Origin of the sequence: Roseibium sp. AS2 (genome assembly GCF_038900065.1) — a bacterium.
Taxonomy (GTDB): Bacteria; Pseudomonadota; Alphaproteobacteria; order Rhizobiales; family Stappiaceae; genus Roseibium.
Genome location: NZ_JBBMQN010000004.1, coordinates 1 through 14,667 on the forward strand (window position 1 = coordinate 1; position 14,667 = coordinate 14,667).

At 64.2% G+C, this 14,667-nt stretch carries 16 protein-coding genes; 5 read left to right on the top strand and 11 right to left on the bottom strand.

What is annotated here, in order from left to right:
• The coding region (locus tag WNZ15_RS11955; protein WP_342893210.1) for a hypothetical protein at positions 1-266 on the top strand (266 nt) is incomplete at its 5' end.
• A 69-nt stretch (positions 267-335) separates the two neighbouring features.
• Here WNZ15_RS11955 and WNZ15_RS11960 read toward each other — a convergent pair.
• The 6 genes from WNZ15_RS11960 to WNZ15_RS11985 form a co-directional block, all read right to left on the bottom strand.
• Complete coding sequence (locus WNZ15_RS11960) at positions 336-1,511, bottom strand: thiolase family protein (RefSeq protein WP_342893211.1); 1,176 nt, start codon at positions 1,509-1,511, stop codon at positions 336-338.
• Positions 1,508-2,947: an AMP-binding protein gene (locus tag WNZ15_RS11965; RefSeq protein ID WP_342893212.1), complete on the bottom strand. Its 1,440-nt coding sequence runs from the start codon at positions 2,945-2,947 to the stop codon at positions 1,508-1,510. Before WNZ15_RS11965 ends, WNZ15_RS11960 begins: the two co-directional genes overlap by 4 nt.
• Positions 2,948-2,974: 27 nt before the next feature.
• Entirely contained in the window at positions 2,975-3,529 is a 555-nt protein-coding gene (locus WNZ15_RS11970) for a biotin transporter BioY (protein WP_342893213.1), read from the bottom strand.
• 143 nt (positions 3,530-3,672) lie between these two features.
• Entirely contained in the window at positions 3,673-4,308 is a 636-nt protein-coding gene (locus tag WNZ15_RS11975; RefSeq protein ID WP_342893214.1) for an energy-coupling factor transporter transmembrane protein EcfT, read from the bottom strand.
• Positions 4,305-5,105, bottom strand: a complete 801-nt coding sequence (locus tag WNZ15_RS11980; protein ID WP_342893215.1) for an ABC transporter ATP-binding protein — start codon at positions 5,103-5,105, stop codon at positions 4,305-4,307. The genes WNZ15_RS11975 and WNZ15_RS11980 overlap by 4 nt, the downstream gene beginning before the upstream one ends.
• Positions 5,106-5,179: 74 nt before the next feature.
• Entirely contained in the window at positions 5,180-6,589 is a 1,410-nt protein-coding gene (locus WNZ15_RS11985; protein ID WP_342893216.1) for a PLP-dependent aminotransferase family protein, read from the bottom strand.
• Between the two features lie 104 nt (positions 6,590-6,693).
• Here WNZ15_RS11985 and WNZ15_RS11990 point away from each other — a divergent pair, with 104 nt between their 5' ends.
• The gene (locus tag WNZ15_RS11990) at positions 6,694-7,290 is read left to right on the top strand and encodes a LysE family translocator (RefSeq protein ID WP_342893217.1); all 597 of its coding nucleotides are present in this window, start codon (positions 6,694-6,696) and stop codon (positions 7,288-7,290) included.
• 3 nt (positions 7,291-7,293) lie between these two features.
• Here WNZ15_RS11990 and WNZ15_RS11995 read toward each other — a convergent pair whose 3' ends face one another.
• Complete coding sequence (locus WNZ15_RS11995; protein WP_342893218.1) at positions 7,294-7,539, bottom strand: hypothetical protein; 246 nt, start codon at positions 7,537-7,539, stop codon at positions 7,294-7,296.
• Positions 7,540-7,635: 96 nt separating this feature from the next.
• Between WNZ15_RS11995 and WNZ15_RS12000 the strand changes: the two genes are divergently transcribed.
• Complete coding sequence (locus tag WNZ15_RS12000; RefSeq protein WP_342893219.1) at positions 7,636-8,571, top strand: LysR family transcriptional regulator; 936 nt, start codon at positions 7,636-7,638, stop codon at positions 8,569-8,571.
• A gap of 3 nt (positions 8,572-8,574) precedes the next feature.
• Here the strand turns inward: WNZ15_RS12000 and purU are convergent, their stop codons facing one another.
• From purU to WNZ15_RS12015, 3 genes are all read right to left on the bottom strand, one after another.
• Complete coding sequence (gene purU / locus WNZ15_RS12005) at positions 8,575-9,432, bottom strand: formyltetrahydrofolate deformylase (RefSeq protein WP_342893220.1); 858 nt, start codon at positions 9,430-9,432, stop codon at positions 8,575-8,577.
• A 77-nt stretch (positions 9,433-9,509) separates the two neighbouring features.
• Positions 9,510-10,319, bottom strand: coding sequence for a 3-keto-5-aminohexanoate cleavage protein (locus tag WNZ15_RS12010; protein WP_342893221.1), 810 nt, complete (start codon positions 10,317-10,319; stop codon positions 9,510-9,512).
• A 3-nt stretch (positions 10,320-10,322) separates the two neighbouring features.
• Entirely contained in the window at positions 10,323-11,639 is a 1,317-nt protein-coding gene (locus WNZ15_RS12015; protein WP_342893807.1) for an aspartate aminotransferase family protein, read from the bottom strand.
• A 194-nt stretch (positions 11,640-11,833) separates the two neighbouring features.
• Between WNZ15_RS12015 and WNZ15_RS12020 the strand changes: the two genes are divergently transcribed.
• Positions 11,834-12,250, top strand: a complete 417-nt coding sequence (locus WNZ15_RS12020) for a D-Ala-D-Ala carboxypeptidase family metallohydrolase (protein ID WP_342893222.1) — start codon at positions 11,834-11,836, stop codon at positions 12,248-12,250.
• A 4-nt stretch (positions 12,251-12,254) separates the two neighbouring features.
• On the opposite strand, the gene WNZ15_RS12025 is transcribed toward WNZ15_RS12020, so the two are convergent.
• On the bottom strand, positions 12,255-12,815 hold the full coding sequence (locus WNZ15_RS12025; protein WP_342893223.1) for an ArsC family reductase: 561 nt from the start codon (positions 12,813-12,815) through the stop codon (positions 12,255-12,257).
• Here WNZ15_RS12025 and WNZ15_RS12030 point away from each other — a divergent pair.
• Positions 12,814-14,604: an adenylate/guanylate cyclase domain-containing protein gene (locus WNZ15_RS12030; protein WP_342893224.1), complete on the top strand. Its 1,791-nt coding sequence runs from the start codon at positions 12,814-12,816 to the stop codon at positions 14,602-14,604. The two genes, WNZ15_RS12025 and WNZ15_RS12030, sit on opposite strands and share 2 nt — an antisense overlap.
• Positions 14,605-14,667 lie beyond the last annotated feature (63 nt).

The following is a 14,667-nucleotide window of genomic DNA, read 5'->3' on the forward strand; positions in this document are numbered from 1 at the left end:
CGAAAGAAATATCACCCGTTCCGCAAGGCCAACGCCGCCTACGCTTCCCTTCCTTCAATAACAAATTGTCAAAGAACAGAGGCCAAAAACCTCTCGAGACCGCAACCACACCCAAACAAAAACCAGCCAAACCGAACCATCAAGATCCAGCCAAATCGACCAATTGTCAGGAATTAAGGTCACAAAACCCTGCCGCCAGCGACGTTGCCGCCGTCGATGAACGCGTTATACGCAGCACCATCATCACCGTCAACAGTGGATTTTGAAAAAAATCGAAAAAGGCGAAAAAAGATTCAAACGGCCGGTTTTTCTGAATGAATTCAGTCCGCTAAATCTTACCCAGCTTGCTTGAAGACAGCCTCGACCACCATTCCGGAGGCCAGTCCGCCGGCTGCCGCAATCAACGCCATGCCTCGGGATCGGGCAGCTGCCGCAGCGTTTTCCCGGCTTAGCATCCGGTCGAACAGGTTTACCGCCAGAATGGCGCCCGACGCCCCGATCGGATGTCCCCGTGCCAGGCCGCCGCCCATCCAGTTGAGACCGGACGGTTCGATTGCCAGATCCCCGGCGTTCACCATCGCCTGCACCGCATAGGCTTCCATGATTTCGGTCGCGGCCAGATCAGACGGTGCGACGTTCGCGGCCTTCATCAGCCTGCGCCCGGCCGCGACCGGCGCGAGAGCCGGCGCTTCCGGGTCTCCGCCGGCACTGCCGGCCGCCAGTATCTCCAGGCCCGGACCGCCGAGGCCCGCAAATGCCCTTTGCGACACGACAAGCACCGCCGCGGCTCCGTCCGCTTCGCATGCGATGGTGGCCGCGCTGAGACCCGTCTCCTGCGGGCCCGCCAGTATCGGCGCCCGCAGCGCCGTTGCCCGGGACAGATCGCGGGTGAAACTGTCGGCGTCCGGCAAACGGCCGCCATCGGTGATCAGCCGCGTCTTCAGAAAGGCCCGGGCCGCGACCGCCTTCCTGTGGGAGGCGACGGCGAAGTCCACCTGCGCCTGGCGCGACAGACCACGGTCGGCCGCCAGAAGCGCGGCCGCCTGTGCCAGGTCCGGATCTGCAAAGGGCGGCGGGGCAAAGGCGGGCCGGTCATAGGCCACCGGCGGTTCGCCAGGCACCTGCGACCGATGCATGCGCACCGGCGCGCGGCTGAAGCTCTCCATGCCCCCGGCAAGCACGCAGTCGGCGGCACCGGCCCCGATCAGCCGGGCCGCCATGACGATCGCATCCAGACCCGAGCAACATTGCGTGTCCAGGGTCAGAGCCGGGATGGAGGGGGAAAGGCCGGCGCGCAATGCTGCGAGCCGCGCAGGATTGCCACCGCCGTAGAGCGCATTGCCCAGGAGGACATTGTCGATGCGGTCCGCCGCGATGCCGGCATCGTCCAGGAGCCGGCGCAGCACCGGCGCGGCCAGTTCGTCCGCCTGCAACCGGGCGAGCGCGCCACCGCGCGGCGCAACGGCCGTCCGCCGTGCGGCCACGATCACAGCCCTTTGGTCTCCGGTCACGATGTCTTTTCCCCTGCCAGGAGGTCCTCGACAATCCTGCGGACATCCGGCTTGCCCCCCGCCGTCATCGTCAGGGAGGCGCGCAGATGGATCCGCCTGGGGTGTTTGCCCGGAGCCAGAGTGTCCTTGCAGGCCCGCATCAGCACCTCGTCCGCCCGCTCCAGGGGCGCGCTGAGAACGACAACCGCCTCAAGCCGTTCGCCGCGCACCGGATCGGGCAGGCCTGCCACGACGGCGGCCGCGACGGCGGGATGGCCGCACAGCACGTTCTCGATCTCTTCGGGATAGACATTGACCCCTGAACTGACCAGCATCCGGCTTCCACGCCCGGTCAGAAACAGAAATCCGTCCTGATCGAGAAACCCGTGATCGCCGACGGTGAGCCAGCCGTCCTGGCGGCGGGTGTCCGGTGCCATGCCGCAGATATAGCCCGAAAACAGCAGGCCACTGCGCACCCAGACCGGCCCGCTCCGCCCTGGCGGTGCCGGTCGGCGCGGATCGCCGATGGCGATGTCCACGCCTTCCGCCGCCCGGCCGACCGACCCGTCGGGCACGCTGTCGCCGGGCCCGGCAATGGTGACAAAGCTGGTTTCGGAGGCGCCGTAAAATTCATACAGCTGTGCCTCGGGGAAAACCGCGTCCAGCGCCCGCCGGTCCGCATCGCCCCATTTGGCGCCGCTGCTGAAAACCCGCGCAACGGTGGTGACGGGACCGCCGCGCCGGGCGGCCGCGGCAAGATAATGCAGCTGGGTGGGCGTGGCATAGAGCACGGATCCGGACCGGCCAAGCTCCCCGAGCACCGCACGCGGATCAAAACGCGGCATCAAGACGACTTCCTGCCCGGCCGCCAGTCCGCAGACGGCGCCGTAGAGATGCAGGGAATGGGTCAGCTGGCCCGGCAGGACGATCCGGCTGTCGTCTGGAATGGCAAAGGCGGATTCCGACAGGCGGAAACTTTCAAGCCAGGAGCCGTGGCTGCGCAGATAGCCCTTGGGCAGGCCGCTGGATCCGGAGGTGAAGCCGGCATAGAAGCTCTCGTCTTCCCGCGGCGGCGTGTCCCGGTCAGGGTTCGGGACCGGTTCCGGCCGCAGGGCGTTGTCCGGAATATTGGCAAACACCGTCTCGTCGATGACGACATCCGGGGCAACCGCCTTCAGGACGGCGGCGGCCTGATCGGCGGGCCACTGCGGATCCAGGACCACTGCAATGCGGCTGGACCGGGCACAGGCGAGGAAACACAGGAGCAGCGACGCGGGATTTCGCAGACACAGGGCGACGCGCCCGCCGCGTGGCGTCAGGGGCCGGAGCCAGCGTTCAAGCGCTTCGATCCGGTCGACGAGGTCCCGCCAGGACAGCGTGTCCGGGCCGCAGCTCAGGGCCTGCCGTTCCGGACGCCTTTCGGCGAACACATCGAGACTGTCGCCAACGAATGCCATCGGACGGCGGCCTTCCCGGCCTCGGGATCAGTTCCGCGAGACCATCGCGCTTGGCAGGCCCCGCGCGATGGTCTGCGCGATCAGTGCCGCCAGAACGACCTTGATCAGGTCGCCGGGAATGAAGCCGCTGGCAATCGTCGCGGCCTTCGCAAGAGACATGTTGCCCCAATAGGCCATGCCCGGTACGCCAAAGGCATAGATGACGAGAATGCCGCCGATCGCCGCGGCCATCGCCGCCGAAATCAGCACACTCAGTCCTCGGGTGGCCTGCATCACCAGTCCGGCGACAAACGCTCCCACCGGAAAGCCGATCAGGAAACCGCCGGTCGTGGAATAGAACCAGCCGATGCCGCCACGCCCACCGGCCAGGAAGGGCGCCCCGAGGGCAACGACGAACAGGAACAGAAGAACGGCCAATGCGCCGCGCACCGGCCCGAGCATGATGCCCGCCAGCATGATGCCCAGGGTTTGCGCCGTGATCGGCACCGGTCCTGTCCAGGGCAGGTAAATTGCCGGAACAAGTCCGAGAACCGCGATAATCGCCGCATAGAATGCAATGTGCACAAGTGACCGGTCAGCCATGTTCTGTTTTACCTTGTTTTCATTCGCAAGAGCGCTGCCGCTTTGCGTGAGTGTACCACAGTCCCGTGCCAGGGAGCTGCATCTTCTGTTTCCGTGACCTAGACCACTTTCCTGGCAATTTCCAGACCCGGCATGCCTTCGCGCTACTCGCCAGAACGGCCGCCGGACCGGCCGCCAGAGAGACCTTCGGACCCGCCCCGCGCCTTCAGCGCTTCCGCAACGTGATCGGACATGCACAGCGACTGGATCGCGAAAGGTGCCAGCAGACGCCAGGAATTCCTGGAGCCCGTGCGTGCCTGCCAGGCTTCCCGCAGCTTGCCGTAGACCACAAGCATGTAAGGCGCGAACCGCAGCACCAGAGTGACACCGAGTGCGGGTTTGCGCGGTGAAACACCAAGGAGCGCGAGCGGGCGGAACAGGGGCTCGACAGCCGCCATCATGTCATCCATGCGCGTGGTGACCGATATGAAATTCGCTGCCAGGACCATGGTGAGCAACCTCAACACGGCCAGCAGCCCCTCCTGCAGCGTGCCGGAGTACCAGTGCATGAGCAGCAGCAGAACGATGAAAAAACTCAGGGCGCGCACCAGTCCGAATTGCGCGAGCCCCGCGCGGCCGAGAGAAGCGTAACACAGGAGAACGGCGGAAAGACAGGCCAGGAACACCCAGGGGGACGCAACCTGGAACAGCGCCAGGCTGGCCAGGGCAACGGCCAGCAGCTTCACGCCGGCCGGAAGACGGTGGGCCCAGCTGTCACCCTGCAGATAGACGGACATCATAATGCGGCGACCTCCGTGTCCCCGGCCAGCCTGAGGGCGATGTCGCGCCGGTACGCCGCCAGGACCTCCTGCGGATCGCCCGCCATGCGCAGCCTGCCCTGTTCCAGCCAGAGCAGCCGGTCGAAGCCGTCGAAATGATCGAGGTCATGGCTGACCATGACGATCTTCTGCGGCAGGGACAGGATCTTGTCGCGGATGCGGCGCGCCGCCAGCGCATCGAGGCTGGTCATCGGCTCATCCAGAACCAGAAGGCGCGGCTCCATCACCAGTACCGCAAGGATGCAGATCAGCTGCTTCTGGCCCTCGGAGAGTTCCGTCACCGGTCTGCCGGCCAGTGCCTCGCAGCCGTGCCGGGCCAGAAAGGCGCGCGCCCGGTCGCGGCTTTCAGCCTTGCCGGCACCGAGCTGCGTCAGGCCGAAGGCGATTTCCTCCTCGACCGTGGGAAAGATGACCTGATGGTCGGGATTCTGGAACACGAAGCCGACATGACGGGGCAGCTCCGTCTCGGCCTCCGCGGCCGGCGCGCCGAACAGGGTGAGCGCGCCTTCGCTCGGGCAGCGCAACCCGTTCAGGAGCCGGACGAAGGAGCTTTTCCCCGACCCGTTGAGGCCGATCACGCCGATCCTGTCCTCGGACAGCGACACGGTGAGGTCCTGCAGGATCCGCTTGCCACCGATTTCAAGGCCTGTCGCCTCGAAGACCGCATAGGGCCGGGCGTCCGGATCGCAAACACGCGGCCTGTCCTGAGTGTTCTTTTTGGGCCAGAATGCCATCTTGTACCAAAGAGTGTAGATCATGACCCGAACGCCGTGCTCCGGTCTTTGAGCCGCGCGCCGCTTATCGGCCGGAACGCGGATGTTGTCAAAGTGCCTTAGCCTACCGGCCGCGTGAGCTGGGGAAACTCGGCCAATTGGCCAATGGTCGCCCTGATGCGCTGAAGCGCCCACCGGAAACGCTCGTCGGACGGTTCAGAGCCGAAGGTCAGGCGCAGATAGGGCGCCGGGGCCTGGTTCATGGCCTGGAAATAGCGCGACGACAGGACGGACACGCCCTGATGCCCGAGCGCGGTCTGAAGCGCATCGGGATCAACGGTGCCGGGCAGGCGCAGCCAGCCGAATACCTTGTTGACGTCGCCCTGAAGCCCATGCGGCGCGAGCAGCTCGCACGCGCTCAGGAAGCGCTGGCGGTTGGCCTTGCGCTTGAGACGCAGGGTCCTGAACAGATGCCCCTCGCGCACCCAGCCGGCGATCAGTTCGGCGGTGATCGGCGAGGCCATCCACGTGCTTTCGCCGATCTTGTCGCGAATACTGTCCTCAAGCGGTGCCGGCACATGGACAAACCCGATCCGGCTGCCCGGTGAACAGACCTTGGAAATGCTGGCGATGGATGCGGTGCGTTCAGGCGCGAGCGCCCCGAATGCCGGCAGTGTTTCGGGCAGGAACGGGGTGTAGGGGTCATCCTCGACGATCCTGAGATCGAACCGGCGCGCGACCTCGACCAGATCGAGACGCTCGCCGACCGACATGGTGTGCGTCGTCGGGTTCTGCATGTTCGGCATCAGGAACACGCCCCTGATCCCATGGCTGCCGGCAGCACGGGCAAGGGCCTCAGGATCCATAGCGCCAAACCCGCCGTCCTCGCGGGTGAGGGCGGGCACGGGCACGGCTTTCAGCCCGAGGCCCGCCAGCGACGTGAAAATGGACGGATAGGTGAACCGGTCGACCGCGATCGCGTCACCGCTGCAGAACAGGGCCTGGCAGGTGACCTGTATGCCGTGCTGCGCGCCGCAGGTGACGGCCACACGGGCCGGATCCGCGTCCAGTCCGTAGTCCTTAAAGACCAGGACGCCGGTCTCGCGGTGGGCCCTCAGGCCCTCGGACGGCACGAAGCCGTTGAGCCGGTCGATGCCGGCGGTCCCCGCCATGCGCGTGAGCCCTTCGCCCAGGCTCGGATTGAGATGCGGATAGGCAAAATTGCGCGCAAGGTCGCAGCCCTCGGGCGCGTCTTCCTGCGGGATCAGCGGCGAGACCATGCGCGTGCGGGAGGCAACATAGGTGCCCCGGCCTGTCTCTCCCCTGACCAGCCGGCGCCGTTCCGCCTCGCCATAGGCACGCGTGACGGTGCCCAGCGTGACGCCAAGCTGGTAGGCGAGTTCCCGCTGCGGCGGCAGCCTGTCGCCCTGGGCCAGCGTCCCGGACCCGATATCCGCTTCCAGCGCGTCGGCGATCGCCAGATAGATCGGTCCGGCATCGGCCGCGATGGTCGGGATCCACATTGTCATGAGAACAATGTTATCATTGACTGATACAATATTTCAAGACATTGCCTGATAGCACGCAGTTTGTACCGATTGTATCTATCTTCCCGACCGCCCGGAGACCGCACATGGACGCCGCTACCCTATTCGCCTTCGCGGTGTTCGTGGTCATCATGACCGGCACGCCCGGCCCCGGGAACCTGACCTTTCTGGCCATAGGCGCATCGGCCGGATACCGCACCGCCTTGCCGGTGATCCTGGCATCGCAGCTCGGGTCCTTGCCGCTCAAGCTCTGCGTCGCCTATGGCCTTGGACATGTCCTGTCTGCGGGCGGACCGGTCGTTACCGGTTTCAAGATACTGAGCATGGCCTACATGACCTATCTCGCCTGGCGGATCGTGTCGCTGAGCGTGAAGCCGAAGGGGACGGTCGCCCTGCCGAGTTTCCGGGAAGGTCTGCTGATCCACCCGCTCAGCCCCAAGACATGGGCCATGAACCTGGTGGCCTTTTCGACCTTTCTGGCCGGCAACGGCCTCGGCATCCACGAAAATGCCCTGATCCTGATCGCCGGATTTACCCTCGGAGGACTGGTGTTCCACTCGCTGTGGGCCCTGGCCGGCGTCTCGATCCTCGCGCTGGTGGGCGACGGCCCCCTGATGCGGGCCATCACGGTGGCAATGGCCGCCGCCATGCTCGGCGCGACGGCCTGGTCGCTGTTGATCTGATGCTCAGCGCCGGTCCGATTGCCGTTGCAGTTCCCGGTGCCATTTCTGTTCCAGTGATAGAATATGGCGGGAGCCCTGCTCCAAGCCGATGTCGCGCAGCAATTCCGGGGGCAGCTCGGCCACAGCCAGGCGCCTGCGTCCGCGCGCATTCCAGACCGCGGAGAGGATCCGGATAAACTCTTTCAGGAAAGAGCGAGATCTTGCGGTTTCAATGCGCTTTCCTGACGCGCTCAGTTCGGAATCGGACATTGGTCTGTCTCCTCAGGTTTCAGGAGATACATATCGATCGGGACCGCTTGCCTTACCAACAAAAGCTGGCTAGCAATGCATAAGCGAGGCTTATGCATGTCATCCAATCTGCCGCCACTTTCCGCCGTGCGCGCCTTCGAGGCCGCGAGCCGTCATCTGAGTTTTACCCAGGCGGGTGAGGAGCTCGGCCTGACCCAGGCCGCCGTCAGCTACCAGATCAAGCTGCTGGAAGAGCGGCTCGGTTTTCCGCTGTTCATTCGCAAGGCACGCAGGATCGAGTTGACGGATCACGGCGCACATCTTGCGGCCCGGGTCATCGAGGCGTTTTCCGATCTGCGCAGCGTCTTCGAGGATGTTGCCGAGAAGAACGCGGGCCAGCTGGTCGTCTCCAGCAACACCACCTTCGCGGTCAACTGGCTGGCGAACCGTCTGGTGCATTTCCAGATGCAGAACCCGGACCTCGCGGTTCGCATTCTGCCCTACGGTCAGAACGCCACACCGGAATTCGACGCCTGCGATATTGCGGTTTCGGCTTGCAAGGCGCCCCCGAAGACCTGGATCTCCTATGAAATCGTCCGGGCGGATTTCTCGCCGATGCTCAGCCCGTCCCTGCTGGAGACCGTCGGCGGAATCCGCGCGCCGGAAGACCTCCTGAAGCTGCCGCTCGTCGATCCGCTGGACCCGTGGTGGGACCTGTGGTTCCGGGCCGCCGGCATGCCGGATGTGGATCTGAGCTGCTATCCGAATTCGCGCCTGGGCGCCCAGGCGCTGGAAGCCAACAGAGCGATCGCCGGTCAGGGGGTCGCAATCCTGACGCCGTATTTCTGCAAGACCGCCCTGGAAACGGGACAGCTCGTCCAGCCCTTCGAGCTGACGTGCACGGTCGCGGACGAAAGCTGGTACCTGAGCTATCCGCCCGCGAACCGGACCAGCCGCAAGGTCAGGCTGTTCCGCGACTGGGTCCACAGCGAACTGAAGCGGGACGGAATGCCCGTCCACGCGCCGAAAACAGCCGCAGCCCGAGAGGCCTGACGGTCAGGGCGTGAACACGATGGTCTTGTTGCCGACGATCATCACCCGGTTCTCCAGATGATATTTCACCGCCCGCGCCAGAACGCGCGATTCAATGTCGCGGCCGCGGGCGACGAAATCGTCGGCGGAGAGCGCATGGCTGACCCGTTCGGCGTCCTGTTCGATGATCGGTCCTTCATCGAGATCCGGGGTCACGTAATGCGCCGTCGCACCGATCATCTTGACTCCGCGCGCATGGGCCTGGTGATAGGGCTTGGCGCCCTTGAAGCTGGGCAGGAAGGAGTGGTGAATGTTGATCACCTTGCCGAACAGGCGCTTTGAAAGATTGTCGGACAGGACCTGCATGTAGCGGGCGAGCACGACGAGATCGGCGCCGGTTTCCTTGACCAGCTTGAGGAGCTTGTCCTCCTGCTCGGCCTTTGTCTCGCGCGTGACCGGCCAATGGTAGTAGGCGATGCCTTCATGCTCGGCGGTACGCCGGCATTCGGGATGGTTGGAGACGATGGCCACGACCTCGGCATCCATCCAGCCGACGCGGATCTGATAGAGCAGGTGCAGCATCGCGTGGTCGAACTTCGACACCATGACGACCACCTTCGGCCGCCGGGCGGTGTCGACCAGCTTCGCCTTCATGTCGAAGCGCGTGATCACCGGGTCGAGCGCCTTTTGAACGCTCTCCAGGGTGACGCCCTCCGGGGCGAGGATCGCGATCCGCAGGAAAAACTGGTTGGTGACCCGGTCCCAGAACTGGTCGCTCTCAGCAATATTGGCGCCGAAATCGGCCAGTTCCGTCGTCACGGCCGCGACGATCCCCGGTCTGTCCGCACAGGACAGCGTCAGAACAAATTGGCTTTCCGGCATGATCTTCCCGTCTCCAAACCTGTGGGGCATTCGCCCCGTGCTGGCCCTGTTGTCATGCCGAGACCGGCCCGGGCAGCTCAGGCAGGTATCAGGTTTTCCGCTTTCAATGCCAATACCAGATCACGGACCCGGCAGGCATTGTCTTCTGCAATCCGGCCGTCCCTGTTGCGAAGGCCGTTTTCAAATCCGATCCGGGCCTTGCCGCCCCGACGGACCGCTTCGACCAGGCAGTCCGTTTCCCGGTTTCCAAAGGCGCAGACGGCCCAGTCGACCGCCAGAGCGCCGCGGCGCCCGGCCAGCGTCTCCAGAAACGGCTCCAGATCCCCGGGCGCGCTCTGCTGGTCCGCCGCGTGCCTTCCAAGGACGAACAACAACTGGTGCCGCTGTCCCGGAATGATCCCCGTTTCGGCGAGATCGAAAAACCGCTCCAGATCCGCATCGCTGTAGACGATGTGCTGGACCGCGCATTTCCGGTTCAAACACTCCTCGTAGAAACCCCGGGCGGCTTGCGTTTCCCCGTCCGGGACCATTTCGCGGACCGCAACCGAGACCGCCTCGGGATCAAGCGCACGAACCAGAGCACGCTGTTGTTCCGGGCTGTATCTTCCAACAGCTTCCGTGGTGACCTGAACCTGCATTTGCGGCACCGCGGCCCGCATTTGCGACAAGAGCTCACGGTAGAGCCCGGCATCCAGGACATGGGCACCGGCGGTGTCGCGCACATGGGCATGCAGCGCGCCCGCTCCTGCGGCGAAACAGGCGCGCGCGTCCTCGACGGTTTCGCGAATGGTCATCGGCAAGGCAGGATGATCCGCCTTGGTCCGGCGGGCGCCGTTGGGCGCCGTCATGATCAGGGGCAGCAGCGGAAGATCGTCTCGATCCGCCATGGTTCAGAGCACCTTCCGGAAGGCCACGTCCAGCTTGTCCGTGATTTCGCCGATATGGGCGTCCTCCAGAATGAAGGGCGGTGCCAGCAGAACATGGTCGCCGTGCACGCCATCGATGGTGCCGGACATCGGATAGCAGATCAGGCCGGCCTCGAAAGCGGCCTTCTTGAGCGCCTTGCCGATGCCCCGGGCCGGGTCGAAGGGCGCCCGGCTTTCCCGGTCTTCGACGATCTCGATGCCCCGGAACAGTCCGCGGCCGCGGATATCTCCCACATGGGCATGCTGGCCGAAGGCATCGGTGAGTGCGGCCTGCAGCGCGGCGCCCATGGGGGCAACCCGATCCACGACCCCACTTGTCAGTTTCTTGAACACGGCGAGCGCCGCCGCGCAGGCGGTCGGGTGACCGATATAGGTGTGGCCATGCTGGAAAAAGCCGGAGCCGGATTCGATGGCCTGATAGATGCCGGAGGTGCACAACATGGCTCCGATCGGCTGATAACCGGCACCCAGACCCTTGGCGATGCACAGGATGTCCGGGGCGACACCGTCCTGATCGCAGGCAAACAGGGTGCCCGTGCGCCCCATGCCGCACATCACCTCGTCCAGAATCAACAGCACACCGTACCGGTCGCAGATCTGCCTGATCCGCTTGAAATACCCTTCGACGGGAGGAACCGCACCCGATGTCGCGCCGACGACAGGCTCCGCGATGAACGCCATGACGTTTTCCGCGCCGAGACGCTCGATTTCCGTTTCCAGTTCGTTCGCGACCCGCTGGCCGTAGTCAAAGGCCGACTCGTCCGCACGACGGCCGCGGTATTCGTAGCAAGGCGCTATATGGGAGGTTTCGATCATCAGCGGCGAGAACGGCTCGCGCCGCCACTGGTTGCCGCCGGCCGCAAGCGCGCCAAGCGTGTTGCCGTGATAGCTCTGCCGCCGGGCGATGACCCGGTGCCGGGAAGCCTCCCCCTTTTCAAGGAAATACTGACGCGCCAGTTTCAGGGCGGCTTCCATCGCTTCCGAACCGCCGGACACGAAATAAACCCGGTCAAGCGCTCCGGGCGCCTGCCCGATCAACAGACCCGCCAGTTCCTCCGCCGGATCGGACGTGAAAAAGCCGGTATGGGCGAAGGCGATCCTGTCGACCTGGTCCTTGATGGCCCGGATCACGTCCGGGTCGGAGTGGCCCAGGCAGGAGACCGCTGCCCCGCCAGATCCATCGAAGTATTTTTTCCCTGATTTATCAATAATATAACATCCATCACCCGAAACGGCGGCAGGAAGCGATGCTTTGGTGTGGCGCGGGAAAACGTGAGACATGACGATGACAACCCGATTGGTGGCGCTTGCGATCCGCACTGGCCTGCATCATTTGTAACAGAAATAACTCGCTCCTGAAACATTTGTTTCCGAAGCGCGTTAACCACGTTTTTCATTACAATTTTAATCAAATTGCCGGAGCCTTGGACTGGGGGAACACCACCGCACTCCGTTACCACCAAGGCTTGCCCGTCATGCGTCAGCGCCTCATCGCCTGGATCCTGTTTCTCGGACTGACCGCCGCACTTGCCGGCTGCGGCACGGTGGCCGGCGTCACCGGCATGGGCTGGGTGACCGCATCGCATAATTCGGTCGATTACGACGACACGGCCTGGTGTGTGCCGCGCAAACTGAAGAAGGTGCTCAACCGGGTCGCCAAGCGGTACGGCAAGGTGACCGTGCACTCGACCAAGCGATGGTGGCTCGAGAACTGGTGGAAGGGCGGCGCCAAGGATTCCTACCACCTCAACTGCCAGGCAGTGGATTTTTCCGTGCGCGGCAACCCGTCCTCCGTGCTCGCCTACCTGAAGTCCCAAAAGGCCGTCGGCGGCTACAAGCACTATTCCTCCGGCCATTACCACATCGACACCGGTCCGCGGCGAACCTGGTAACCGGCTATTTCAGTTCGCCCAGTTCCAGCGCCATTTCCCAGGCGACCGGGTCGAAGCCGATGAAGTTCTTGACGGCGCCCTCGACGATGGGGCGCCTGATGACGGAGGGATTGTCGATCATCACGTCGAGCGCGCTGCTGGCATCCGTGACGCCGTCCTGCGTGGCTTCGTCGAGGCGCCGCCAGGTGGTGCCGCGCTTGTTCAGGACCGCATCCCAGCCAAATTCATCGACAATCGCGGCAAGCCTGTCGCCGTCGACGCCATCTTTCTTGTAATCGTGAAACTCATAGGGAATGCCGGCTTCCTCGAGGAATTTCCGGGCTTTTTTGACCGTGTCGCAATTTCGTATCCCGTAGACTTTCATGGGGTCCTCCATCTGTTTGGTGCCAAGCGGGACTGTGCCGATCCGCGCTCCGGTTTCAAGGCCGTTTGCGGCAAAAAACGGATTTGGGGAAAACCGGGCGCTGAAGCGGCTTGACCTCCGCGACATGCCGCGTTTGAAGTGGTGCAGGATGTCCCGGACGGCCAACTGGCCGGCGGCCGCACCGGAGGTTGGTGAACACATGGCTGAAAACGTTCCGGGGAAAACCGGGTCTGACAAGACCGGGTCTGGCGGACCAACGTCAGGCGAAGCCGGAAGAAACAAGGTGCGCAAAGGCACGATCGGACAGGGCAACTGGCGCCAGCGCCTGCGCCTGGTGAGCGGTCTGATCCTGTTTGTCTTCTGTCTCAGCCATTTTTCCAACCATGCCCTCGGCGTCATTTCCTTCGAAGCGATGGATCGCGCCTCGATCTGGCACTACGCCATATGGCGCAGCCTGCCGGGAGAAGTCATTCTCATCGCCGCGGCGCTCACACATGCGGGGCTGGCCCTATGGCGCACGGGCCGGCGGCGGACCCTCAGAATGTCCCGCTGGGAATTCGGCCAGCTGGCGCTCGGGCTTTATATTCCGTGGCTGCTGATCCCGCATGTGACCGCCACAATGGGTCTGGCGAAGGAGTTCGGCTTCTCTCCCACCTACGAGCAGATGCTGACGATTCTCTGGCCGAACCTGGGGGTCAACCAGTCCGTGCTTTTGCTGGTGGTCTGGATCCACGCCATGATCGGCCTGCATTTCTGGCTGCGGCTCTATCCTCTCTACCACCGCCTGAAAACGGCGGCGGCGGCCTTCGCTCTGGCGGTTCCCGTGCTCGCACTCTGGGGCTGGATCGAGGCGGCCCGGCGGCTCGCCCTGACCCGGGACATCGCCGTCAGGATCACGCCGGAACAGATGCTCTGGTCCGGTGACGTGGTGCTTCAGGCCCGCGCCGTCGTATTTGGCCTGATCGCGGTCACTCTGCTGGCGATCCTGATCCGGTATCTGCTCGGCCTGCGCGCCCGGAGCCTGACCATTACCTACCCGGGTGGACTTGCCGTCAAGGCCCAGCCAGGCCCCACGCTTCTGGAAATCAGCCGCATGAACGAGGTGCCCGTCGCTTCCGTGTGCGGCGGGCGCGCCCGTTGTTCCACCTGCAGGGTCAAGGTGCTCGAAGATGGCGGATCGCTTGCTGCCCCCGGCGCGGCCGAGGCCGCTGTGCTGGCCCGGATCGGTGCCGGCAACGATGTGCGCCTGGCCTGCCAGCTTCGGCCGGAACACAGTCTCACCGTGCAACCCTTGGTGCCGGTCAAGGCCAGCAGCGCCGCCGGCGAGCACCTGAAAGACGCCTATTATTGGGGTGTCGAGCAGGATGTGGTGGTGATGTTCGTGGACCTGCGCAATTTCACCGGCATCACCGAGTCCCAGCTTGCCTATGACGTCGTCCATCTTCTGAACAGCTATCTGGACCAGGCTTCGAACGCCATCCGCGCCGAAGGTGGCTATGTCGACAAGTTTATCGGTGACGGCATCATGGCCATCTTCGGCATGGACAGCAACGTGACGACCGGCGCGCGGCAAGCCCTGGCTGCCTGCCGCCGTATCGAGGCCGTCATGAAGGCACTCGACGCGGAAAAAGGACCGCAGTTCAAGGATCCGATCCGGCTGGGTATCGGACTGCATCTCGGCCCCGCCATTCTCGGGCGGATCGGCGCCGCGGGCACGGAAGGCGGCCGCAGCGGCCTGACCGCGCTCGGCGATGTGGTCAATACCGCCAGCCGGCTTGAAACGGAGAACAAGTCCCATGACAGTTTTCTGGTGGTTTCCAGCGATGTGGTTGACGCCGCACAGGCGGTGATCGACGACGCAAAGGCCGCCGAGATCAAGGTTCGCGGCAAGGCCAGGCCCTTGCGGATACTCGCGGTGAACAGCCTGGACGGGCTCGTTCTTCCCGCAGCATCGAACGCCGCCGGATCCGCCGCTTCCCTGACACCTTGAACCGATCCCCCCGGGAGGCGTTGCACCGCCCGGGGGCAAATCCAACGTGAAACCGCCGGAGGA